The organism is Streptomyces sp. NPDC001100 (genome assembly GCF_053598575.1).
On record NZ_JBSFKO010000047.1, the window covers coordinates 31,205 to 53,191 of the forward strand.

General features: G+C 72.2%; 22 protein-coding genes. 12 read left to right on the forward strand and 10 right to left on the reverse strand.

The annotated features are described in order from the left end of the window. Positions 1-45 precede the first annotated feature (45 nt). The 5 genes from ACWDEW_RS42600 to ACWDEW_RS42620 are packed head-to-tail and all read left to right on the forward strand — an operon-like array spanning position 46 to position 4,428. Entirely contained in the window at positions 46-1,365 is a 1,320-nt protein-coding gene (locus ACWDEW_RS42600) for an MFS transporter (RefSeq protein WP_450520793.1), read from the forward strand. After that, the gene (locus ACWDEW_RS42605) at positions 1,362-2,183 is read left to right on the forward strand and encodes a putative hydro-lyase (protein ID WP_450520795.1); all 822 of its coding nucleotides are present in this window, start codon (positions 1,362-1,364) and stop codon (positions 2,181-2,183) included. Before ACWDEW_RS42600 ends, ACWDEW_RS42605 begins: the two co-directional genes overlap by 4 nt. 12 nt (positions 2,184-2,195) lie before the next feature. Next, positions 2,196-2,948: a LamB/YcsF family protein gene (locus ACWDEW_RS42610; protein WP_450520860.1), complete on the forward strand. Its 753-nt coding sequence runs from the start codon at positions 2,196-2,198 to the stop codon at positions 2,946-2,948. Further along, positions 2,945-3,562 (forward strand): 5-oxoprolinase subunit B family protein, encoded by a 618-nt coding sequence (locus ACWDEW_RS42615; RefSeq protein WP_450520797.1) that lies wholly within the window; start codon positions 2,945-2,947, stop codon positions 3,560-3,562. Before ACWDEW_RS42610 ends, ACWDEW_RS42615 begins: the two co-directional genes overlap by 4 nt. Next, on the forward strand, positions 3,559-4,428 hold the full coding sequence (locus tag ACWDEW_RS42620; RefSeq protein WP_450520799.1) for a 5-oxoprolinase subunit C family protein: 870 nt from the start codon (positions 3,559-3,561) through the stop codon (positions 4,426-4,428). The genes ACWDEW_RS42615 and ACWDEW_RS42620 overlap by 4 nt, the downstream gene beginning before the upstream one ends. 15 nt (positions 4,429-4,443) lie before the next feature. On the opposite strand, the gene ACWDEW_RS42625 is transcribed toward ACWDEW_RS42620, so the two are convergent. The 5 genes from ACWDEW_RS42625 to ACWDEW_RS42645 form a co-directional block, all read right to left on the reverse strand. Beyond that, the gene (locus tag ACWDEW_RS42625) at positions 4,444-5,304 is read right to left on the reverse strand and encodes an SGNH/GDSL hydrolase family protein (protein ID WP_450520801.1); all 861 of its coding nucleotides are present in this window, start codon (positions 5,302-5,304) and stop codon (positions 4,444-4,446) included. Further along, positions 5,301-6,464, reverse strand: coding sequence for a glycosyltransferase (locus ACWDEW_RS42630; RefSeq protein WP_450520803.1), 1,164 nt, complete (start codon positions 6,462-6,464; stop codon positions 5,301-5,303). Before ACWDEW_RS42630 ends, ACWDEW_RS42625 begins: the two co-directional genes overlap by 4 nt. Then, the gene (locus ACWDEW_RS42635; protein ID WP_450520805.1) at positions 6,461-7,588 is read right to left on the reverse strand and encodes a glycosyltransferase family 4 protein; all 1,128 of its coding nucleotides are present in this window, start codon (positions 7,586-7,588) and stop codon (positions 6,461-6,463) included. Before ACWDEW_RS42635 ends, ACWDEW_RS42630 begins: the two co-directional genes overlap by 4 nt. A gap of 139 nt (positions 7,589-7,727) precedes the next feature. After that, positions 7,728-9,146: a HEAT repeat domain-containing protein gene (locus tag ACWDEW_RS42640; RefSeq protein WP_450520807.1), complete on the reverse strand. Its 1,419-nt coding sequence runs from the start codon at positions 9,144-9,146 to the stop codon at positions 7,728-7,730. 333 nt (positions 9,147-9,479) lie between these two features. After that, complete coding sequence (locus ACWDEW_RS42645) at positions 9,480-9,872, reverse strand: ankyrin repeat domain-containing protein (protein WP_019066472.1); 393 nt, start codon at positions 9,870-9,872, stop codon at positions 9,480-9,482. A gap of 256 nt (positions 9,873-10,128) precedes the next feature. Here ACWDEW_RS42645 and ACWDEW_RS42650 point away from each other — a divergent pair, with 256 nt between their 5' ends. After that, positions 10,129-10,323 (forward strand): hypothetical protein, encoded by a 195-nt coding sequence (locus ACWDEW_RS42650; protein WP_019066471.1) that lies wholly within the window; start codon positions 10,129-10,131, stop codon positions 10,321-10,323. A 34-nt stretch (positions 10,324-10,357) separates the two neighbouring features. Next, positions 10,358-11,935 carry a hypothetical protein gene (locus ACWDEW_RS42655; RefSeq protein ID WP_450520810.1) on the forward strand — a complete coding sequence of 526 codons (1,578 nt, stop codon included), beginning with the start codon at positions 10,358-10,360 and terminating at the stop codon, positions 11,933-11,935. A 130-nt stretch (positions 11,936-12,065) separates the two neighbouring features. On the opposite strand, the gene ACWDEW_RS42660 is transcribed toward ACWDEW_RS42655, so the two are convergent. After that, entirely contained in the window at positions 12,066-13,565 is a 1,500-nt protein-coding gene (locus tag ACWDEW_RS42660; protein ID WP_450520812.1) for an SCO1417 family MocR-like transcription factor, read from the reverse strand. A 64-nt stretch (positions 13,566-13,629) separates the two neighbouring features. Between ACWDEW_RS42660 and yczE the strand changes: the two genes are divergently transcribed. The 4 genes from yczE (at position 13,630) to ACWDEW_RS42680 (ending at position 17,103) form a co-directional block, all read left to right on the forward strand. Beyond that, positions 13,630-14,319, forward strand: a complete 690-nt coding sequence (gene yczE / locus ACWDEW_RS42665; RefSeq protein ID WP_450520813.1) for a membrane protein YczE — start codon at positions 13,630-13,632, stop codon at positions 14,317-14,319. Beyond that, positions 14,316-15,083 (forward strand): glycerophosphodiester phosphodiesterase, encoded by a 768-nt coding sequence (locus ACWDEW_RS42670; protein ID WP_450520814.1) that lies wholly within the window; start codon positions 14,316-14,318, stop codon positions 15,081-15,083. The genes yczE and ACWDEW_RS42670 overlap by 4 nt, the downstream gene beginning before the upstream one ends. 40 nt (positions 15,084-15,123) lie before the next feature. After that, positions 15,124-16,473, forward strand: coding sequence for an MFS transporter (locus ACWDEW_RS42675; RefSeq protein ID WP_450520815.1), 1,350 nt, complete (start codon positions 15,124-15,126; stop codon positions 16,471-16,473). A 255-nt stretch (positions 16,474-16,728) separates the two neighbouring features. Continuing rightward, the gene (locus ACWDEW_RS42680; RefSeq protein WP_003977404.1) at positions 16,729-17,103 is read left to right on the forward strand and encodes an RNA polymerase-binding protein RbpA; all 375 of its coding nucleotides are present in this window, start codon (positions 16,729-16,731) and stop codon (positions 17,101-17,103) included. Positions 17,104-17,209: 106 nt separating this feature from the next. Here the strand turns inward: ACWDEW_RS42680 and fxsA are convergent, their stop codons facing one another. From fxsA to ACWDEW_RS42700, 4 genes are all read right to left on the reverse strand, one after another. Next, a complete protein-coding gene (gene fxsA / locus ACWDEW_RS42685) occupies positions 17,210-17,770 on the reverse strand; it encodes an FxsA family membrane protein (protein WP_450520817.1) in 561 nt (186 codons plus the stop codon). 72 nt (positions 17,771-17,842) lie between these two features. Then, on the reverse strand, positions 17,843-18,655 hold the full coding sequence (locus ACWDEW_RS42690) for a polyprenol monophosphomannose synthase (protein ID WP_450520819.1): 813 nt from the start codon (positions 18,653-18,655) through the stop codon (positions 17,843-17,845). Between the two features lie 534 nt (positions 18,656-19,189). Next, positions 19,190-20,791: an amidohydrolase gene (locus tag ACWDEW_RS42695; protein WP_450520821.1), complete on the reverse strand. Its 1,602-nt coding sequence runs from the start codon at positions 20,789-20,791 to the stop codon at positions 19,190-19,192. Positions 20,792-20,837: 46 nt separating this feature from the next. Then, complete coding sequence (locus tag ACWDEW_RS42700) at positions 20,838-21,278, reverse strand: Lrp/AsnC family transcriptional regulator (protein WP_019066462.1); 441 nt, start codon at positions 21,276-21,278, stop codon at positions 20,838-20,840. Between the two features lie 269 nt (positions 21,279-21,547). Between ACWDEW_RS42700 and ACWDEW_RS42705 the strand changes: the two genes are divergently transcribed. Further along, positions 21,548-21,982 carry a hypothetical protein gene (locus tag ACWDEW_RS42705; protein ID WP_450520823.1) on the forward strand — a complete coding sequence of 145 codons (435 nt, stop codon included), beginning with the start codon at positions 21,548-21,550 and terminating at the stop codon, positions 21,980-21,982. Positions 21,983-21,987: the final 5 nt, after the last annotated feature.

The following is a 21,987-nucleotide window of genomic DNA, read 5'->3' on the forward strand; positions in this document are numbered from 1 at the left end:
ACGGCTCAGTCCCAGCACCCTCCGTCCTCCCTCTGCGAGGTGCACATGAGCACGACCCCTCCACCCCAGGCCCTGAACACCGGAACGCAGCCCGACACGGACGAACTGACCGCCGACGACGGCGCGTTGGCCTGGCTCCGCGCACTCGGCCCGAACGGCCGCCGTGCCTTCGCCGGGGCGTTCGGCGGCTACGCGCTGGACTCCTACGACTACTTCACGCTGCCGCTGAGCATGGTCGCGCTGGCCGCGTACTTCGGCCTGGACAGCGGCCAGACCGGCCTGTTCACCACGGTCACGCTGGTCGTCTCCGCGGTCGGGGGCGCCTTGGCGGGCGTCTTCGCCGACCGAGTGGGCCGCGTCAAGGCCCTGATGATCACGGTGATCACCTACGCCGTCTTCACGGTGGCCTGCGGCTTCGCGCCCAACTACGAGACCCTGCTGGTGTTCCGCGCCCTCCAGGGCCTCGGTTTCGGCGGCGAGTGGGCGGTCGGCGCGATCCTGGTCGCCGAGTACGCGAGCGCCAAGCACCGCGGCCGTACCCTCGGCGCGGTCCAGAGTTCCTGGGCGGTCGGCTGGGCGCTGGCCGCGGTCGTCTACACGCTGGTCTTCTCGTTCCTCGGCGACGACCTGGCCTGGCGGGTGATGTTCTGGACCGGCGCGCTGCCCGCGCTGCTGGTGCTCTGGATGCGGCGCCGGGTGCACGACGCCCCCGAGGCGACGGCCGTGCGCGAGCAGAACGCCCAGAAGGGCTCGTTCGCGGCGATCTTCAAGCCGGGCTCGGCCGGGACGCCGGGTCTGCTGCGCACGACGGTCTTCGCGGGCCTGCTCTCCACGGGTGTCCAGGGCGGCTACTACACCCTCGCCACCTGGGTGCCCACGTACCTCAAGACGGAACGCGGCCTGTCGGTCGTCGGCACCGGCGGCTATCTGACCTTCCTGATCTCCGGCGCCTTCCTGGGGTACCTCACCGGCGGCTACCTCACCGACGTGCTGGGCCGCAGGCGCAACATCTGGCTCTTCGCCCTGCTCTCGGCGATCTGCATCCTGGTGTACACACACATCCCCAATGGCGCCAACACCCTTCTTCTGGTGCTCGGTTTCCCGCTCGGGTTCTGCATGTCGGCGATCTTCAGCGGCTTCGGCTCGTACCTGAGCGAGCTGTACCCGACCGCGCTGCGCGGCACGGGACAGGGCTTCACGTACAACACGGGCCGAGCTGTCGGCGCCGTCTTCCCGACGCTGGTGGGCTTCCTGGCCGACAGTTGGGGTGTGGGCGGAGCGCTCGTCTTCGGGGCCATCGGTTACGGCATCGCGGCGCTGGCGCTCCTGGGACTGCCGGAGACCCGCGGAAAGGAACTGGCGTGAACCGTACGGAGGACCGTCCCCTGACCCTCGTCGACGAGCACGCGCACGCGTGGAGCCCGCATACCGCGCGGGCCCGCTTCCGGGCCGGGCTGACGGGTCCGACGGCCGGGGTCGCGGCGGGCCACACCCAGGTCAACCTGATCTCGGTGCCCGCCGACTGGGCGTACGACATGCTGCTGTTCTGCCAGCGCAACCCGAAGCCCTGCCCGGTGCTCGACGTCACGGACGCCGGCTCCTGGGAGACCGTTCTGGCCGACGGCGCGGACCTGCGCACCGATCTGCCGCGCTACCGGGTGTGGCGGGACGGCGAGTTGACGGACGAGCCGACGGACGTGCGGGCGTACTGGCGCGAGGACCTGGTGTCGTTCCTGATCGGCTGCAGCTTCACCTTCGAGTGGTCGCTGAGCGAGGCGGGCGTCCCGATCCGGCACATCGAGCAGGGGCGCAACGTCCCGATGTACGTGACGAGTCGCCCGTGCCGCCCGGCGGGGCGGCTGCACGGCCCGATGGTCGTGTCGATGCGCCCGGTGCCCCCGGAGCATCTGGCGACGGCGATCCGGGAGACCGCGCTGCTCCCGGCGGTGCACGGCAGCCCCGTACACTGCGGCGATCCCTCAGGGCTCGGCATCGAGGACCTCGGCCGCCCGGACTTCGGTGATCCGGTGGACGCCGCGCCGGACGACATCCCGGTGTTCTGGGCCTGCGGAGTGACCCCGCAGGCCGTGGTGATGGCGTCCCGGCCGCCATTCGCCATCACGCACGCGCCGGGCCAGATGTTCGTCACCGACGCCCGCGACGAGCAGTACCGCGTCGCCTGACCAGGAGAGATGATGATCGATCTGAACGCCGACCTCGGGGAGGGCTTCGGCCGCTGGCACCTCACCCACGACGAACAGCTGTTGTCCGTCGTCACCAGCGCCAACGTGGCCTGCGGTTTCCACGCCGGGGACGCGGTCACCATGCAGCGGGTGTGCGAGCTGGCGGCCGAGCGCGGGGTGCGGGTCGGCGCGCAGGTGTCCTACCGGGACCTGGCGGGGTTCGGGCGGCGCGCCATGGACGTGCCTGCCGCCGAGCTGGCCGCCGAAGTGGCTTACCAGATCGGTGCCCTTGAAGTGTTCGCCCGCGCGGCGGGCACGTGCGTGTCGTACGTCAAGCCGCACGGCGCGCTCTACAACCGGGTCGTGCACGACCCGGAGCAGGCCGCCGCGGTGATCGAGGGCGTACTCATGGCCGACGCATCGCTGCCGGTGCTCGGCCTGCCTGGCTCGGTCGTGCTCGAACTGGCCGCCAAGGCCGGGCTGCCGGCCGTCACGGAGGCGTTCGCGGACCGCGCCTACACCGACGAGGGCAGGCTCGTGCCGCGCGACCTGGACGGCGCGGTGGTCAGCGACCCCGAGGCCGTCGTGGAGCGCTCGCTGAGCCTGGCCCGCTTCGGGGCGGTCGACGCGCTCTCCGGGGTGCGCATCGAGGTACGGGCCCGCTCCCTATGCCTGCACGGGGACACGCCCGGAGCGGTCGAACTGGCCCGCAGGGTCCGCGAGCGGCTCCTGGAGTCGGGTGTCCGGGTGGAGTCCTTCGTATGAAGGCGATGCCCGTCGGAGACAGCGCACTGCTCGTCGAGGTCGCCTCCGGGGAGGAGGCCCAGGCCGTCCACGCGGAGCTGATGCGCCGCCGCGCGGAGGGCCTGCTCACCGTCCGCGAGATCGTCCCCGCCGCCCGCACGATCCTCCTCGACGGCCTCGACGACCCGGCCCGTCTGGCATCCGAACTGATCGCCTCCGAGGTGTCCCCCGCTCCCCCGCGTACCGGCGAGGTGATCGAGCTCCCGGTGCGCTACGACGGCCCGGACCTCGCCGACATCGCCGCCCTCTGGGCCGTCCCCGAGCGGGAGGTGGCCCGCATCCACGCGGCCACCGAGTTCCGCGTCGCCTTCTGCGGGTTCGCCCCCGGCTTCGGGTACCTCACCGGCCTCCCGGCCCGCTACGACGTCCCCCGCCGGGCAACCCCGCGCACGGCCGTCCACGCGGGTGCCGTGGGCCTGGCGGGCCCGTACACCGGCGTGTACCCCCGTTCCTCGCCCGGCGGCTGGCAGCTGATCGGCACGACCGACGCGGTCCTGTGGGACCACGCGCGCGTGCCCGCCGCGCTGCTGTCGCCGGGCACGCGCGTGCGCTTCGTCCCGGTGGCGGACCTATGACGGACCGCGCACTCGTCGTCGTGCGGGCCGGGGCCCTGACCACCGTGCAGGACCTGGGGCGGCCCGGACACGCGCACCTTGGGGTACCGCATTCCGGGGCGCTGGACGGGCCCGCGGCGGCGCTCGTCAACCGGCTGGTCGGCAATCCACCCGAGGCTGCCGTCCTGGAGACGACCCTCAACGGGTGTGCCGTACGGCCTCGTTCAACGATCCTCGTGGCGGTCGGCGGCGCGCCCTGCCCGGTCGCGGTGGACGGACGGCCCGTCGCCTGGGGTGCGCCCGTCCACGTGCCCGCCGGGGCGCTTCTGGACATCGGAACAGCCTTCTCCGGAGTACGCACTTACGTCGCCCTCGCCGGCGGCGTCGCCGTCGAACCGGTGCTCGGCAGCCGCTCCACGGACCTGCTGTCCGGGCTCGGTCCGGCGCCGCTCACGAACGGCGCCATACTGCCGCTGGGGTCCCCGACGCACCTCCACGCGCGCGTGGACGTCGCCCCGCAACCGCGCCCCCCGGTCGAACTCGTCCTCCGGGTGACGCTCGGACCCCGCGCCGACTGGTTCACCCCGGAAGCCTTGCGGGCGTTCACGGCACGCGTCTACCAGGTGTCGTCGGCGAGCAACCGCATCGGGCTGCGCACCGAGGGCCCCGCCCTAGAGCGGACCCTGACCGGTGAACTCCCCAGCGAGGGCATGGTCCTGGGCGCTGTCCAGGTCCCCCCGGACGGCCGTCCCGTGGTCTTCCTCGCCGACCATCCGACCACCGGCGGCTACCCGGTGATCGCGGTCGTCCGCCGGGCAGACCTCCCGGCCGCCGCGCAGGCGGTGCCCGGAACCCCGGTCCGCTTCGTGGCCGTACGGCGCCGCTGAGGGCCCGTGCACGCCCTATGCGGTGTCCGGCTGCTTCTCCCCCACCGAGAGGGCTGCCAGGGCCGCCGACACCGCGTGGGACGCGCTCAGGTCGAGCCGTGCGCTGGTGCCCCGCGCGCGGTGGCGCATCTCGTCGGCGGCCAGCCCGAGGAGCTGCGGCAGCAGGTCGGTGCAGCGACGGGCCACCCACCCGGTACCCGCGGTCGCCAGCCACCACAGGCTGGCCGACTTGGTGGGCGCCGGAAACTCGGGCTCGGGCGACGGCGCGACCCCCGTGGCCACACCCTCCTCGGCGAGCAACGCGTGGAAACGCAGGGCCAGTTGGCGGTGGCCGCGCTCTCCGGGGTGCAGTCGGTCCGCGCTCCAGATCGCCCGGTCCATGATCCACTCGCCCTCCGCGGCATGCAGATGCACGGCGCCGTAACGCTCGGAAAGCGCGTGCACCACTGTGTTCACCGCTCGCTGCCGCCTGGCGAGCGGGCGGGCCAGTGCCCCCGGGAGGCCGAGCATCGCGCCCGGGTCGGGCAGACAGGCCGTCAACAGGACCGCGCCCTGTGCCGTGAAGGCCGCGTAGACCTTGTCGAGCCGGGCGGCCAGGGCCTGGATGTCGAAGGTGCAGCGCAGGGTGTCGTTGACGCCTATGACGACGGACACGACGTCCGGGTTCAGGGCGAGCCCGGCCGGGGTCTGCCGCTCCAGCACGTCCCGTGACTGTGCCCCGCTGACCGCGAGATTCGTGAACTCCACGGTGTCTTCGGGCTGCCCGGCCAGCCCGTCGGCGAGCAGCGCGGCCCAGCCGCGCCATGCCTCGCCGACGGGATCGCCCACGCCCTCGGTGAGCGAGTCACCGAGGGCGACGAAACGGACCGTTCTCATGCCACGCCTCCGGGCACGAACCGCCGTACCGGGACATCCGCGTCGTGCGCGGTGAGGAACGCGTCGACCGCCGTGTCCCACCCGAAGCACTCCGCACGCGCGCGTGCGATCTCCCGCCGCTCCGGCTCGGAGCGCTCCAGCAGCATGTCCACGGCGTCCGCGAAGGCCCGCCCGTTGTCCGCGGCCGTGGCCCCGGCGGAGCCGATGACCTCGGGGAGCGCGGACGAGGCGCTGGCCACCACGGGTGTGCCGCAGGCCATCGCCTCCAGGGCGGCGAGCCCGAAGGTCTCGGCGGGCCCGGGTGCCAGGCACACGTCGGCGGAGGCCTGCAGCGCGCCGAGCAGCCGCCGGTCGGAGACGTGCCCGAGGAAGGTGACCGGCAGCCCGCGCTCCCGCGCCCGCTGTTCGAGCCTGGCCCGCAGCGGTCCGTCCCCGGCGACCACGAGGACCGCCCGCCGCCCGCGCCGTACCAGCGCCTCCAAGGCGTCGAGCGCGGTGCCGGGCCGCTTCTCCACGGAGAGCCTGGTACAGGTCACCAGCAGAACCTGGTCCACGCGCGCGTACTCCGCACGCGCCACCGGGTCCCGCAGGGCCGGACTGCGCCCCACCAGGTCGACGCCCAGCGGAGCCCGCACGACGTTGCGGGCGCCGATGCGGACGAACTCCCGCTCGGCGAACTCGGTGGTGCACACCACGCGCGCGTAGGTGTGCGCCGTACGGACGTTGAGGGCGTCGGCGGTGCGCCGGGACAGGTTCTCCGACAGGCCCCAGGTGCGCAGGACGCCGTCGGCGGTCTCGTGGGACACCATCACGGCGGGGATCCGGGCCCGCCTGGCCCACTTGCCGGTCCAGCGCAGGGTCGTACGGTCGGAGACCTCAAGGCGGTCGGGGGCGAGTTGTTCCAGGAGGTTGGCCACGCGCCGCTTGTCGGCGAGGACACGGTAGCCGCCGGTTCCGGGCAGCAGCGGACCGGGCAGGGTGATGATCCGGCCCTGCTCGGTCTCGCGGTCGGTGTGGCGCTCGCCGGGCACGATGAGGACCGGGTCGTGCCCGGCCTCCTTGAAGCCCTTGCCCAGCTCGCGCAGGGCGGTGCGCAGGCCCCCGGAGGCGGGGGCCACGAAGTTGGCGAGCCGCACGATCCGCAGCGCAGCGGTGTTCACGCCGCCACCACCACCTTGCGCGCGGCGAGGACGTCGCCGTAGTGCGCGATCAACTGGTCGCCGACGGCCGCCCAGGTGCGGCCCTCGACCATGGCCCGCGCGGCGGTGCCGTACTCGGCCCGCAGCGCGGGATTGGCGGCCAGGGTCCGTACGGCGTCCGTCACGGCGTTCTCGTCACGCGGCGGGAAGAGGAACCCGGTGCGCCCGTGGGCGACCAGGTCGAGGGGGCCGCCCGCGGCAGGCGCGACGACGGGAACGCCGCTGGCCATGGCTTCCTGGACGGTCTGACAGAAGGTCTCAAAAGGTCCGGTGTGCACGAATATGTCCAACGAGGCGAAGATACGGGCGAGCTCGTCGCCCGTACGGCGTCCGAGGAAGACCGCGCCCGGCAGCGCCTCGGTGAGGTGCGGCTGGCTGGGGCCGTCACCGACGATCACGACCCGCACGCCCTTGATGCCGCAGACTCCGGCGAGGAGTTCGATCTGCTTCTCGGGGGCGAGCCGGCCGACGTAGCCGACGATCAGTTCGCCGTTCGGGGCGAGTTCGCGCCGCAGCGCCTCGTCCCGGTACTCGGGGCGGAAGCGCTCGGTGTCGACCCCGCGCGGCCAGAGCCTGACCCGGGGAACGCCGTGTGCCTCCAGGTCGCCGAGGGCCGCGCTGGAGGGCGCGAGGGTGCGGTCGGCGGCGGCGTGGACGGAGCGGATGCGGCGCCAGGCGGTGGCCTCGCCCGCACCGACGTACGTACGGGCGTATCCGGCCAGGTCGGTCTGGTAGACGGCCACGGCGGGAATGCCGAGCCGGGCCGCGGCGGCCATGCCGCGGACGCCGAGGATGAAGGGGCTGGCCAGGTGCACGATGTCGGCCCGGTGTTCGGTGATGGCCGCGGCGACGCGTCGGCTGGGGAGGGCGACGCGGACCTGGGGGTAGCCCGGGAGCGGTAGGGAGGGGATGCGGATGACGGGGCACGGCGACTGGGCGTCGGGCCCGGAACCGGCCGCGGTGGCCGGCGCGACGACGAGCGGATGATGACCGCGATCCACGAGGTGCCGGGCGGTCTGGAGCGCGCAGTGGGCCACGCCGTTCACATCGGGGGGAAAGGATTCGGTCACGATGACGACACGCATACCCGTGTTGTCGCCGTGCTGGACGTGCCCGCGTCAACGTGGATCTGTGCGAACGGTGAACGTCCCATGAGCGTTGCGCTGCACACCCGAGCAGGTCAGACGGCGTCCATGCCCGTCTGACCCGCGGGTCATCCCGTGTTCACACTGCGGGGGCGTCGGGCCCGATCCGGCTCCGTACGGCTGTCTGGACCTCCGCTTCCTCGGCCGGGTCGGCGGCGAGCCTGCGGAGCTGTTCCACGACCCGGGCGTCGCCGGTCTCGGCGTGCCGGGCGGCGATCTCGCGGGTGGTCTCCTCGCAGTCCCAGAGGCACTCGACGGCGAAGCCGGTGGGGAAGGAGGGGTCGGTGGCGGCCAGGGCCCGGGCGGCCCGGGTGCGCAGATGGGACGAGGCGGTCTCCCGGTACACATGGCGCAGGACGGGAGCGGCACAGGCGATGCCGAGGCGTCCGGCACCGTCGACGAGGGTCCACAGGGTGGGGGCGTCGGGTCCTTCGCCCATGACGGCCTCCCTGAGGGCGCCGAGGACGAGGTCGCTGTCCTGGGCTCCGCCCCGGCAGGCGAGCATCCGGCCGGCGGCGGCGCCGAGGGGGTCGGGCCGTCGGGCCCAGCCGCGGGCCCGGTCCACGGCGGCGACGGAGCGCATCCGTTCGAAGGCGTCTACGGCGGCCTCGACCACGGGCGCGGAGCCGGTGGCGACCGCTCGTTCGATCAGCTGGAGGGCTTCGGAATCGTTGCTGTCGGCGAGATACCGCAGGGCGGTGCAGCGGGCTCCCTCGCTGCCGTCCTTGGCCGCCTCGACGATCTCGGGCCGGTTCTCGGGGCCTGCCACCGCGCTGAGGCAGCGGGCGGCGGGGACGTGCAGCGCGGCACCGCGTTCGACGCCCTGTTGGGCCCATTCGAACACCGCTTGCACGCTCCACCCCGGACGGGGCCCGGTTGGTCGCATCTGCCGTTGCCAGCGGTCGAAGCAGCCGGCTTCCTGGGCGGCACGCACGCGCGTGGCGATCGATCCGCGTGAGTCCTCGGCCCACAGCCGCCAGGGCCGGGGTTCGAAGGCGTCGCGCACGGCGGCGGCCAGTTCGGCCTCGCCCTCGGGATCGGCCGGGAAACGCGCCAGCACGGGGGCGGCGAGGGCGCGCAGGCCCGCGTCGTCGTCCCTGAGGGCGAGTTCGTCGAGCGCCCAGGCCCAGTTGGTCCCGGAGGCCGCGTACCGGCGCAGCAGCGCGAGCGCGTCCCGCCTGCCGTAGGAGGCGAGGTGCCCGAGGACGGCGAGAGCGAGGCCCGTGCGGGACTCCTCGGTGTCGAGGACGTCCTCGGTGTCGAAGAGGTGGGCCTCGACGGCGTCCAGGTCGCCGTTCAGATCGAGGTACAGACGGGCGTAGTACAGGGAGCGGTTCTCCACCTGCCAGTCGTGGCGGGGGTCGCGCAGCACACAGTGGTTCAGCGCAGCCAGTGCCTCGGCACGGGGTGCGGTGAGCGCGTGCAGTGTGCCGTCGCCGCGGCCCCGCTGAAGCAGGCCGAGCAGCGTACCGCTGGGCGCTATGACCGGATCGAACATGGGAAACAGCCTCACATCAAGCGTCGACGCAACCGGGGGACGTGCACTACCTGGCCGCGTGACAACACGTCGGGGCGCCCGCCGTTTCCTGCTTGCTGTAGACCATTTTCCTCTGCCTCTCGTCGGTGGCCCAAGCGGACCCTCACGGTCCGCGCGGTGCGGCAACACCTGCCCGGCCATCGCGTCCGTGAATCACGACGTCATGATGACCCGGCAGTTCTCGCTGCCGCGACCGAAATTTCGGGCGGCCCCGTGCTGCCTTCCCCCGTTTTCCCCCGTTTTCCTTGTCGTACCTGGTCACACGGCCCGTCCCAGTCGGTGACGGACCACACTTCAGTGCGCGCCGAACAGCTCCAGCAACTCGGCCTTGCCGAACATCCGGGCCGTGTCGAGCGCCGACGGCGTGCCCGCGGCCGGATCGGCACCGGCCTCCAGCAGGACTTCGATCACCTCTTGCTCGCCCTTGAAGACGGCTCCGGCGAGCGGGGTCTGCCCCCGGTCGTTGATCCGGTCGGCCTCGGCTCCGCGCGCCAGCAGGGCCCGTACGGCGTCGGCGTGCCCGTGGTACGCGGCGAGCATCACCAGGGAGTCACCGCGGTCATTGGTGAGGTTGGCCGGAACGCCCGCGTCCACATACGCCACCAGCGCCTCGGTCCCGCCCTGGCGGGCCAGATCGAAGATCTTGGTCGCGAGCTCCACGACCTCGGGGTCGGGGGCTTCACTCATCGGCCTGACCGCCTCTCACTAGTACGGGTGAATCGCCAGCGTACTGGCTCCGTCGACACATGACCGGCGCCCTCCGAGGCAAAGATCACCACAGGGCCCGACATGGGTGAAAGCCCTGCTCAGACGGCCCGAATGCGCTCCGCCATCAGAGGGAAATCCGCCGAAATTCACCCACTTGCACCTTTTATCGTATGGATACATCCTGTGATCCTGGAAGAACTCATGGTGACTGTCCCCACGAACCAGGAGAGCTCAAATGATCCTGTCCATGTCAGGCGTCGTCCTTCTCGGCATCATCGTCTTCCTCTTCTTCAAGAAGGACGGACTCAAGGCCTCGCACGCCATTGTGGCCGCGCTCTTCGGCTTCTACATGGCCAGCACGGCCATCGCGCCGAGCATCAAGGCCGGTGGGGAGAGCCTGGCGAGCCTCCTCGGCGGCATCAAGTTCTGACGCAACCACCCGTACGCACCACCAGGAGACAGCAGTGGCCCGGCGCCCCCTCCCCCGCATCCTGAGCAACGGCAGCGCACAGATCGCCCGGAGCCGGGAGCTGGCCCGGACGGCGGCCGACAGCGCCACCGACGTCCTCCATCCGCTGATCACGATCACTCGCGGTCTGCGCCGGCTGGCATCCGCCGGGCGGCGCAGATGGGCCGACACCCCCAAGGACAAGCGCGGGCCACTGCTGTTCCTGGTGGCCTCGGTGGTCCTGGTGGTGGCACTGGTGCCGTACGGCCCGCTGCTCGCCGTCATCGTCCTGATGGCGGCGGCAGCGTGGCACGGCCGCGACCGCACCCCGCCGGCGCCCGAAGGGCCCGACGAGTCCCAGACCCAGCGCCTGCAGTCCCTCTACGAGGCGCTGGTGCCCTACTTCTCGGCCGCCGAGGACCCCTCCCCCCTGTTCGCCCACGGCGGAGACTGGGAGAAGGCCTTCCCCGCCTACGAGTTCGACGGCACCGGCCGCATCACCCACCTGGTCGTCCGCTACCCGGCCTACTTCACCGACGGCGAGGCCGACTCCCGCGCGCGGATCGAGCAGCTGCTCACCGCGAAGTCCGGCCGCGGCCGGGAGTACCGGTTCGAGTGGGACGAGGAGGGCAACCAGCTCACCATCGGCGTCCTCGCCCCGCTCCCCACCGACATCTCCGCCCAGCGCTTCGTGACCGCGCCCGGCGAGACCGTCCTCGGCTTCACCGACCCGACCCATGTCCACCGCACGCTCCCCCTGACCCACGGCACGGAACAGCGTGACGTCCCGCCCGTCGTCTGGCGCACCGGCATCCGCTCCACCGAGCCGAACCTGCTGGTCATGGGCCAGCCCGGCAGCGGCACCTCCACCCTGCTGCGCTCCATCGCCCTCCAGGCACTCCAGTACGGCGACGTCCTGATCGTGGAGGGCGGCGGCACCGGCGAGTACGCCTGCCTCTCCGGCCGGGACGGCGTCCTCGCCGTAGAGTGCGGGCTGACCGGCACCCTGGCCAGTCTGGAGTGGGCCTCCCAGGAGACGGAACGCCGACTGATCGCGGCCAACCACGCCCGCCAGTCGGGCCATCCGGCGCCGGACGACACCAGGCGCCCCCTGTGGATCATCCTGGACCGCCCGAGCGCCTTCGCCCACCTGGCCGCGGCCGACGGCCGCCAGGACCCGCAGTCCCTGCTCCAGGTACCCCTGCGGCACGGCCGCGCGGCCCATGTGACGGTGGTGGTGGCCGACCAGTTCGACTGCGCGGACACCCTGAGCGACGCCGTACGACAGCACACGCGCGCGCGTGTCGTCCTCGGCCCCGCCACCGCCGCCCAGTTGGAGGCGGTCCTCGGCGCTTCCCCGCACACCACGCCGATCGCCCAGGTGCCGCCCGGCCGCGGCTACGCCCGCCTCGGCAGCGGCCCGGTGCACCGCCTCCAGGTCCCGGCGACCCCGGACCCGTACGACGACGCGACGAGCGACGCGGACCGTCAGGCGGTGCTGGCCCTGCTCCCGCCGCGTACGACACCGGCGGACGCGGCGGAGACGGTGGCGACGGAAGCGGTGGTGGAGGCCGCGGCGGCGGAGTCTTCGTAGGAGCCGGGTTCGGTGCGGGCGGCCGGGAGTCGTCCGCCCGCACCGGCCCCGGACAGAACACGAAGGCCGAACCGCAGCTCACCGAGCGGGGGCGCCCACCCGCACCGAACCCGGGTACACCCCTCGCCGGCTACGCCACGAACGTCCGCGGCGACTCGCCCGCACCCCCGGCAGCCCCGTTCTCCACCAGTCGGGCCGCCGCCGCCAGTCGGGCCGCCGCCTCCTCGGCCACGGCCCCGCCCACGGTGAACGGCAGCCGCACATACCCCTCGAAGGCCCCGTCGACGCCGAAGCGCGGCCCGGACGGCACCCGTAGCCCCACGCGCTCCCCCATCTCGGCGAGCCGGGAACCCGACAGCCCACCCGTGCGCACCCAGAGCGTGAGCCCGCCCCTGGGCACCTCGAACTCCCAGCCGGGCAGCTCCCGCCGTACCGCCGCGACCAGCGCGTCCCGGTTCTCCCGGGCCTGGGCACGCCTGATGTCGACGGCCTGCTCCCAACCGCCCGTGCTGAACAGCCAGTTGACGGCTAGCTGTTCCAGCACCGGAGTGCCGAGGTCGGCGTAGGCGCGGGCGGCGACCAGGCTGCGAATGACATCCGGAGCCGCGCGCACCCAGCCGATACGCATGCCGGCCCAGAAGGCCTTGCTGGCGGAGCCGACGGTGATGACGGTCGAACCGGCCGGGTCGAACCCGCAGACGGGCCGCGGCATCTCGACGTCGTCCAGCCACAGTTCGGTCATCGTCTCGTCGGCGACGAGCACGGTGCCGGCCGAGCGGGCCGCGTCCACGAGCTGCCGCCGCTGGTCGTCGTCGGCGAGGGCGCCGGTCGGATTGTGGAAGTCGGCGACGACGTACGCGAGCCGGGGCGCCGCGTCCCGCAGCACCTGCCGCCACCGGTCCAGGTCCCAGCCGGTCAGCCCCTCGGCCATCGCCACCGGCACCAGCCGGGCACCGGCCTCCCGCATCAGCTGGAGGATGTTGGCGTAGGAGGGCGACTCGACGGCGACCCGCTCACCGCGCCCGGCGAAGAGATGGCAGATGGCGTCGATGGCGCCCATCGCACCCGTGGTGACCATGATCTGCTCGGGCATGGTCGGGATCCCGCGCAGCGTGTACCGCTCGGCGATCATCGCGCGCAGCGCGGGCAGTCCGGCCGGGTAGTCGCCGTGCGTGTGGGCGTACGGCGGCAGCTCCTCCAGGGCGCCCTGCACGGCCCGGGTGAGCCACGGCTCGGGCGCGGGCAGCGAGGCGCAGCCCAGGTCGATCACCGAACCGAGGGCCTCCGGGGGCAACGGCTCCAACCCGCGCGCGGGGAGCGGGTTTCCGGCCGGTACGGCGGTCCAGCTGCCGGCCCCGCGCCGCGACTCCAGGAACCCTTCGGCGCGCAACGCCTCGTAGGCGGCGGCGACCGTGGTGCGGCTGACGGACAGCGCGAGCGCCAGCTCCCGCTCGGCGGGCAGGCGCGCGGCCACCGGGACGCGCCCCTCCAGCACGAGCAGGCGGATGCCGTCCGCGAGGGCCCGGTAGGCGGGCGGGCGGCGGGTGCCGGGCCCGGCCGGGCGGTCCTGCTGGGAGTTGAGCAGCCGGGCCAGCTGCGCGGCGCCCATCGCCGAGGTCCACTGCGCCATGGAAACCAGTCCACCTTCCCGGAATTGGCCATGGATGACGTCTGTTCTCAAGCCACAGAGTGTCATGCGTCAGGCCACTACCACCACCAGGGGGCACCTCTTGTCCACGCGGCACCGTCTCGGCCGACGGTTGGTCCAGCTCTACGTCGGACTTGCGCTCTACGGCGCCAGCTCGGCGCTCCTCGTGGTCTCCGGGCTGGGCCTGGAGCCCTGGAACGTGCTGCACCAGGGCCTCGCCGAACTCACCGGCCTGACGATCGGCGTGGTCTCGATCATCGTGGGCGCTGCGGTGCTGCTCCTGTGGATCCCGCTGCGCCAGCGTCCGGGCCTCGGCACCGTCTCCAACGTGTTCGTGGTCGGACTGGCCATGGACGGCACCCTCGCACTGGTCCCGGACGCGCACGGCCTGGCCGTACGGATTCCGCTGCTGCTGGCCGGCGTCCTGCTCAACGGGGTCGCCACCGGGCTCTACATCTCCGCGAGCTTCGGACCTGGCCCGCGCGACGGGCTGATGACCGGGCTGCACAGGCTCACCGGCCGCTCCATCCGGCTGATCCGCACGGGCATCGAGGTCGCCGTCGTGGCCACCGGCTTCGCGCTGGGCGGCACGGTGGGCATCGGCACGCTGCTCTACGCCCTGGCGATCGGCCCGCTCGCCCAGTTCTTCCTTCGCGTCTTCGCCGCCCCCTCGGCATCCGTCGGCAGCACGGTCGTAGCCACCGGGTCACCGGAACGGGCGATACTGCCCGGGTGACCACGCTCATACGTCATCCGTACCTCGACCATCCCGGCCCCATCCCCTTCGCCCACCGGGGCGGCGCCGCGGACGGCCTGGAGAACACGCTGTTCCAGTTCCGGCGCGCGGTGGAGCTGGGCTACCGGTACATCGAGACCGACGTGCACGCCACGGCGGACGGGAAGCTCGTCGCCTTCCACGACGAGACCCTGGACCGGGTGACGGACGGCGCGGGCCGGATCGCGGACCTGTTCTGGTCGGACGTGAGCCAGGCGCGCGTGGCGGGCAGGGAACCGGTGCCCCTCTTCGAGGAGCTGCTGGAGACCTTCCCCGAGGTGCGCTGGAACGTCGACATCAAGGCGGAGCCGGCGCTGCACCCCCTCCTGGATCTGCTCGAACGCACCGACTCCTGGAACCGCGTCTGCGTCGGCTCCTTCTCCGAGAAGCGTGTGGTCCGAGCCCAGCACCTGGCCGGCCCGCGCCTGGCCACGTCGTTCGGCACGCGCGGGGTGCTGAACCTGAGGCTGCGCTCCTGGGGCGCGCCCCTCCCGGTACGCCGTTCGGCTGTGGCCGCACAGGTGCCCGAGGAGCAGTCGGGCGTCCCCGTCGTTGACCGGCGCTTCGTGAACGCCGCCCACGCGCGTGGAGTACAGGTCCACGTGTGGACCATCAACGAGGCCGATCGCATGCACCGGCTCCTTGACCTGGGAGTCGATGGCATCATGACCGATCACATCGACACACTGCGCGAGGTCATGGTGGAGCGGGGCGTCTGGGCCTGAGCCCCGGGACCGACGCGTGCACGGGGAAGCGAGGGCACGGGTGGGTACCGACACCCTGCGGTCACCGGAGGCCGACGAGGCAGCCGAACGGCGGCGCGAACAGCGCGGCTGGTACTTCTACGACTGGGCCTGCTCCGTCTACTCGACGAGCGTGCTCACCGTGTTCCTGGGCCCCTATCTGACCTCGGTCGCCAAGTCGGCGGCCGACCCGGACGGGTTCGTGCATCCCCTGGGGATACCGGTCCGGGCGGGCTCGTTCTTCGCCTACACCGTCTCCGCGTCCGTGATCGTGTCGATCCTCGTCATGCCCCTCGCGGGCGCGGCGGCCGACCGCACGGGCCGCAAGAAGCCCCTCCTGGCGCTCGCCGCGTATGTGGGCGCGACCGCGACCACGGGCCTGTTCTTCCTGGACGGCGACCGCTATCTCCTGGGCGGCTTCCTGCTGATCGTCGCCAATTCCTCGGTGGCCGTCTCGATGGTCCTGTACAACTCCTACCTCCCGCAGATCGCCCCGCCCGAGGAACGCGACGCGGTCTCCTCGCGCGGCTGGGCCTTCGGGTACGCGGCCGGCTCCCTGGTCCTGGTCGCGAACCTGATCCTGTTCACCGCCCACGACTCCTTCGGCCTGTCCGAGTCGATGGCCGTCCGCATCTGTCTCGCCTCGGCCGGCATCTGGTGGGGCGCCTTCACCCTCGTACCGCTGAAACGGCTGCGCGACCGCGGCCGTACGACGTCCGAGGCGCCCACGGCGCAGGGCTGGCGGCAGCTGGCGGCGACGGTCCGGGACATGCGCGGCAAACCGCTCACCCTGTCCTTCCTGTTCGCCTACCTGATCTACAACGACGGCATCCAGACGGTGATCTCCCAGGCGTCCGTGTACGGCTCCGAGGAGCTGGGCCTGAGCCAGTCGACGCTCATCACGGCCGTGCTGATGGTCCAGGTGCTGGCGGTGGCGGGCGCGCTCGGGATGGGGCGACTCGCCCGGGCCTACGGGGCCAAGCGGACGATTCTCGGCTCGCTGGTGGCGTGGACGGTGACGCTGGCCGCCGGGTACTTCCTGCCCGCCGGCGCGCCCGTCTGGTTCTTCGTGCTGGCCGCCGGGATCGGCCTCGTCCTGGGCGGCAGCCAGGCGCTGTCCCGGTCCCTGTTCTCGCATCTGGTGCCGCCCGGCAAGGAAGCCGAGTACTTCTCGGCGTACGAGATGAGCGATCGGGGCATGAGCTGGCTGGGCCCACTTCTGTTCGGGGTGACGTACCAGCTGACCGGAAGTTATCGGGACGCGATCATCTCCCTGGTGGTCTTCTTCATCGTGGGATTCGTGCTGCTCGCACGGGTTCCGGTGGCACGCGCGATCCGCGACGCGGGCAATCCTCTTCCCCAGAGGATTTAGCGCTGGAGGCGAAAGGGCGGTAGTGTACGCGTTTGGCCTGCCTGGCGTACCGTTACTGCGCGTCAAAGATGACGAATCGCTAGGTGACATCTGCTAGTAGATGTGACAAACCGGGCGCTGGTGGGTACAACAAGGGGCGGCTACGACGGCGACGCATGACCCCGTACGGGAATCTTTACCGCCGACCGGACGTTGACCGGATGACGACGACAGCGACACCTGTCCTGTGGGCGACAAGCCCGGGAGGCACGATTCATGAGTGAGCGAGCTCTTCGCGGCACGCGCCTCGTGGTGACCAGCTACGAGACGGACCGCGGTATCGACCTGGCACCACGCCAGGCCGTGGAGTACGCATGCGAGAAGGGACATCGCTTTGAGATGCCCTTCTCGGTCGAGGCGGAGATTCCGCCGGAGTGGGAGTGCAAGGTCTGCGGGGCCCAGGCACTCCTGGTCGACGGCGACGGCCCTGAGGAAAAGAAGGCCAAGCCCGCGCGTACCCACTGGGACATGCTGATGGAGCGGCGCACCCGCGAGGAACTCGAAGAGGTCCTTGAGGAGCGTCTTGCCGTTCTCCGTTCCGGCGCGATGAATATCGCGGTTCACCCGAGGGACAGCCGCAAGTCGGCCTAGTCCCGAAGGTGCGGAGCGGTTCTACCGCACACGCAAGTGGCACAAGCAAGTAAGCGCGGGCGCCGTACGAACCTGTACGGCGCCCGCGCTTTCGCCTGCCCGGATGTCAGCTGGTGAGCGGCGGGCGCGGGCCCTGCGGGGTGTCACCGCCGGGCTCGTCCCGGACGATGACCTCGCCCTGGACGACCTTGCCGTCCGGGCGGTGCATCCGGGCCTGCTGGAAGGCGTCCCCGAGGGTGCCGGGGGCGGCCCTGCGCAGCTTCCGCTCGACCGTGCGCTCCGCGTAGCGCCCCAGGGCCCGCTGGACCGGCGGGATCAGCAGGAGCAGACCGGCCGCGTCCGAGATCAGCCCCGGGATCATCAGCAGCAGTCCGCCCAGCATCATCAGGCCGCTGCCACCGCCGCTGGCCGGGGCGGTGCCCTGCTGCACGGCCTGGCTCAGGTTCTGGAAGGCCCGCCGGCCCGCCCGCTTGATCACCACGGCGCCGAGCACCAACCCGGCGAGCAGCAGGAAGAAGACCACAAGACCGCTCGACGCACCCGCCACCACGGTCAGCAGCCAGATCTCCAGCACCAGCCACGCGGCGATGCCCAGCGGCAGGAACGTACGCAGCCGGGAACGCGGAGGCCGGGCGGCGGAGGAAGGAGTGGATGCGCCAGTCGTCATACGTCCAGTGTGCCTGGGCCCGGCTCAGTGCGGGATAAGGGGACGATCAACGAGGCCTGTGGGGTTGCGGGGCTACGGCTGTGAGGGCTTTCTTCCGGAGTTGCCCCGGCCGCGGAGCTTGCCGACCCGCTCCCCCACGCCCCACGTGGTGACCCGCCACAGGGCCTCGACGAGGATGTCGCGGCTCATCTTGGAGTCGCCGTGTTCGCGCTCCACGAAGGTGATGGGGACCTCGACGACGTGGTAGCCGGCCTTGACGGCTCGGCGGGCCAGGTCCACCTGGAAGCAGTAGCCCTGGGAGGCAACGTCGTCCAGGCCGAGGCCTTCGAGGGTCTCCTTGCGGAAGGCGCGGTAGCCGCCGGTGATGTCGCGCAGCGGCAGGTCGAGCGCCACGCGCGAGTAGAGGCTGCCGCCGCGGGAGATGAACTCGCGGGACTTCGGCCAGTTCACCACCCGGCCGCCGGGCACCCAGCGGGAGCCGAGCACCAGGTCCGCGCCCTTGAGCGCGGTGAGCAGCCGGGGCAGCTCCTCGGGCTGGTGGGAGCCGTCGGCGTCCATCTCCACGAGGACGCCGTAGCCGTTGTCGATGCCCCAGCGGAAGCCCGCGAGATAGGCGGCGCCGAGACCCTCCTTGCCCTTGCGGTGCAGCACCTGGACCTGTTCGTCCTCGGCCGCCAGCTCGTCGGCCAGCTTGCCCGTGCCGTCGGGGCTGTTGTCGTCGGCCACGAGGACATGAGCCTCGGGGACCGATCGCCGCACCCGTCCGACGATGGCCTTGATGTTCTCCGCCTCGTTGTAGGTCGGGATGATCACCAAGGCCGTGCCGAGCGGGCCGAACTTCCGCCCCTGGGCCTGTGCCGCGAGGGCTCCGTCGCCGTCGTTCACTGCTGCCCCTTCATGTCCGTACGCAGGCGTCCACCATAGTGGCCGCCGCCTGGGATGACATGCCACGTCGTTCGTACGGTGGTGTCGATTCGACAAGAACGGGGTAAGACTGTGCCTTTTGGCCACTGATGTGCTGCGGATGGGGGCCCGGCGCCCTTCGGGCCGACCTGGGACCCGCCGGCTGCGGGTCGACCAAAGCCGTTGTCTACTGGACGTCCGGGCCCCACCCGGGTCACACCAGCCGACCGGCCGGAACGTTCCCTCGCCGTGGCGCGGGCGCTGAGCCTGGCTCCCAGTGGCGGTGCCCCGGTGCGGCACACCGTCCCTGACCCAGCGGCGCTTCGGCGATTGTTCGGAGGTTCCCCGGTCGGGCGTCCGGTGGTGGACTCGGACGAACCTACCGGCCCCCTGCGCCCAACTGTCAACAGCCGTCTGACCTGCGCTTTCCCCATCAACTGGCTGGTCAGGGCAGAGGATGCGCAGGTCGCGCGACGGGGCGGCGGGCGCTGATCGGGGGCACGCCACCCCGGGAGATCACTCGCCCGGCCGTACGAACACCGTCCGTCCGCCCACGACGGTGCGCAGGCAGACCGGAAGGTCGCCGCCCGGCGTCAGGTCGGGCAGTCCGGGTGTGCCGGAACGCGGGTCGGTCGACCAGCGCGCGACCCGGTCGTCGGGCGCCTGCACGACCAGGGCGTCGGTCCGCCAGACGGCGTAGTCGGCGGGCGCTCCGGGGACCAGAACACCCGCGTCGTCCCGTCCTACGGCCCGCCAGCCACCCCGCGTATGTGCGGTGAACGCGGCCCGCGCGGAGACCCGATGTTCAGCCGTTCGGTGGAACGCGGCGGCCCGGACCGTCCCCCAGGGGTCGATCGGGGTGACCGGGCTGTCGGAGCCGAAGGCGAGCGGCACACCGGCCCGGAGCAGAGCCGCGAAGGGGTTCAGGGCGCGCGCCCGCTCGGCACCCAGGCACTGGGCGTACATGCCCTCCTCGCCGCCCCACAGCGCGTCGAAGGCGGGCTGCACGGAGGCGGTCAGGCCCAGTTCGGCGAAGGCCGCGATGGTCTCCGGGGTGAGCAGCTCCGCGTGTTCGACGCGATGGCGGGCGGCGCGGACGCGGGCCAGGCCGGCCTTCTCGGCGGCCGCGCGGACACCTTCGACCACGGCGGTCACGGCGGCGTCCCCGATGGCGTGGAAGCCCGCCTGGAGGCCCGCCTCGGTGCAGGCGACGACATGGGCGGCGACGGCGTCCGCGTCGAGGTACGCGATGCCCGTGTGCCCGGCGTCGCTGTACGGCTGGTGCAGGCAGGCGGTGTGCGAGCCGATGGAGCCGTCGACGAAGAGGTCCCCGGCAGCCCCTACGGCGCCCAGCTCCCGCGCCTTGGCCACGTCCTGCTCGGCCCAGTAGCCGACGACCCGCGGCCCGGGCTCCTCGGCGGCGAGCCGCAGCAGACCCGTGAAGTCGTCCTCGGAGGAGATGTCCGGCCCCGCGCACTCGTGGACCGATCCGACGCCCAGGGAGGCCGCGCGGGCGAGGGCGGCGCGCTGGGCCTCGACGCGCTGCTCCGGCGTGATGGCGGCGAGCGCGGTGGCGCGGACGGTGTGGTGGACGTCGGCGGTGAGGGGGCCGTCCGGCGCGTCGAAGCCGGGGACGAGGTCGAGCAGGGCGGTGGTGACGACCGCGGAGTGGACGTCGATGCGGGAGAGGTAGAGCGGGCGTCCGCCGGTCGCCGCGTCGAGTTCGGCGCGGGTCGGCGGGCGGCCTCCCGGCCAGCGGGCGGCGTCCCAGCCGTGGCCGAGCAGGACGCGGTCGGCCGGACGGGCGGCGGCGAAGTCCCGGACGAGGGACAGGGCCGTCTCCAGGGAGGGCGCGTCGGAGAGGTCGAGGCCGGTGAGTGCGAGGCCGGTGGCGGTGGTGTGCACATGTGCGTCGGTGAACGCCGGGGTGACCAGCGCGCCGTCCAGGTCGACCACGTCGTCGACGCCGTCCGCGAAGGCGTCGGCGGCGCCCTCGGAGCCGACCCAGGCGACCTGGCCGCGCTCCACGACCATCGCGGTCGCGAAGGGGTCGGCGGGGCTGTGGACTTCGCCGCGGCGGAGCAGGACGGTGGCCGGTTCGGGGGTGCGCTCACTCATGGGAACAGTCTCGCGCCTCACCGGCGCGGCCCCGCACGCAGGTCGGTCAGATGCGGGGCGGGCGGGCCTCGTACGGCGTCGACAGGACGACCGTGGTGCGGGTCGAGACGCCGGCCAGGCCGCGCAGCCGGGCCAGCAGCTCCTCCAGTTCGTGCGGGGTGGAGACCCGCACCTTGAGGATGTAGTTCTCCTCGCCGGCGACGCTGTGGCAGGCCTCGATCTCGGGGACGCCGGAGAGGCGGTCCGCGATGTCGTCGGGGGCGCTGGGGTCGAACGGTTTCACCGAGATGAAGGCGGTCATGGGCAGGCCCACCGCCTCCGGGTCGACGACCGCGGCATACCCGCGGATGACGCCACGCTGTTCCAGCCGGCGCACCCGCTGGTGCACGGCCGACGTGGACAGGCCCGTGGCCTTGCCCAGGTCTGTGTAGCTCATCCGCCCGTCCTTGACGAGCAGCTGCACGATTTGTCGGTCCAGCTCCTCCATGGCGCAAGAACTTACAGGGCGGCTGATCTCCTCCGATACCTCAGCGGCGCAGGTCATACCCGGTTCGTGATGTGGCCGCGTGCGGCCTGTGAGTCAGCTGGGGACAAATCCGCCGCCCCGGGCATCTGCGGGCGGCATGTGACGAACGCCACAGGCCTCGAACGGTCTCCGTGATGTTCTCGTGATTACCGCGGAGACCGGACGGGAAGTGCTTGCTGTGGTCGAGGCCGCAGCGCCTTCACGGCCCAGCCCAGTAGGGGGAGAAACCCATGCAGAGTCTTAAGCGCCCTGGACGCACCGCGCCCAAGCGGCCGCAGCTCGTCGTCGAGTCCGAGCCGGAGGGCGTCGAACCCGACGGTTTCGAGGCCGACGAACTCGACGAGTACGACACCTTCGAGATGTACCGGGTGATCTGCCCGGACTGCGTGCAGCCCATCGCGCTCCTCGCGGACGAGGAGGTCCTGCCGGAGCACGCGCTGTGCGCCTCTCCGTGGAACCCGTTCGGGCTGACGGTCTGCGCCGGTACGGGCCGTCGGGCGGCCGACGCCCGGTCCGCCGACGAGACCATGGAGCTCCAGGAGCAGGACACCGCGCTGCTGTTGACGCTCCCTCAGGGCCTCGACTGGCGGACTCAGCCCTTCTCGCACGTCGGTGGCCCCAGCTCGCGTCCGATGCGGGTGCCCGACATGCGCCGCGCCGCCTGAGCGCT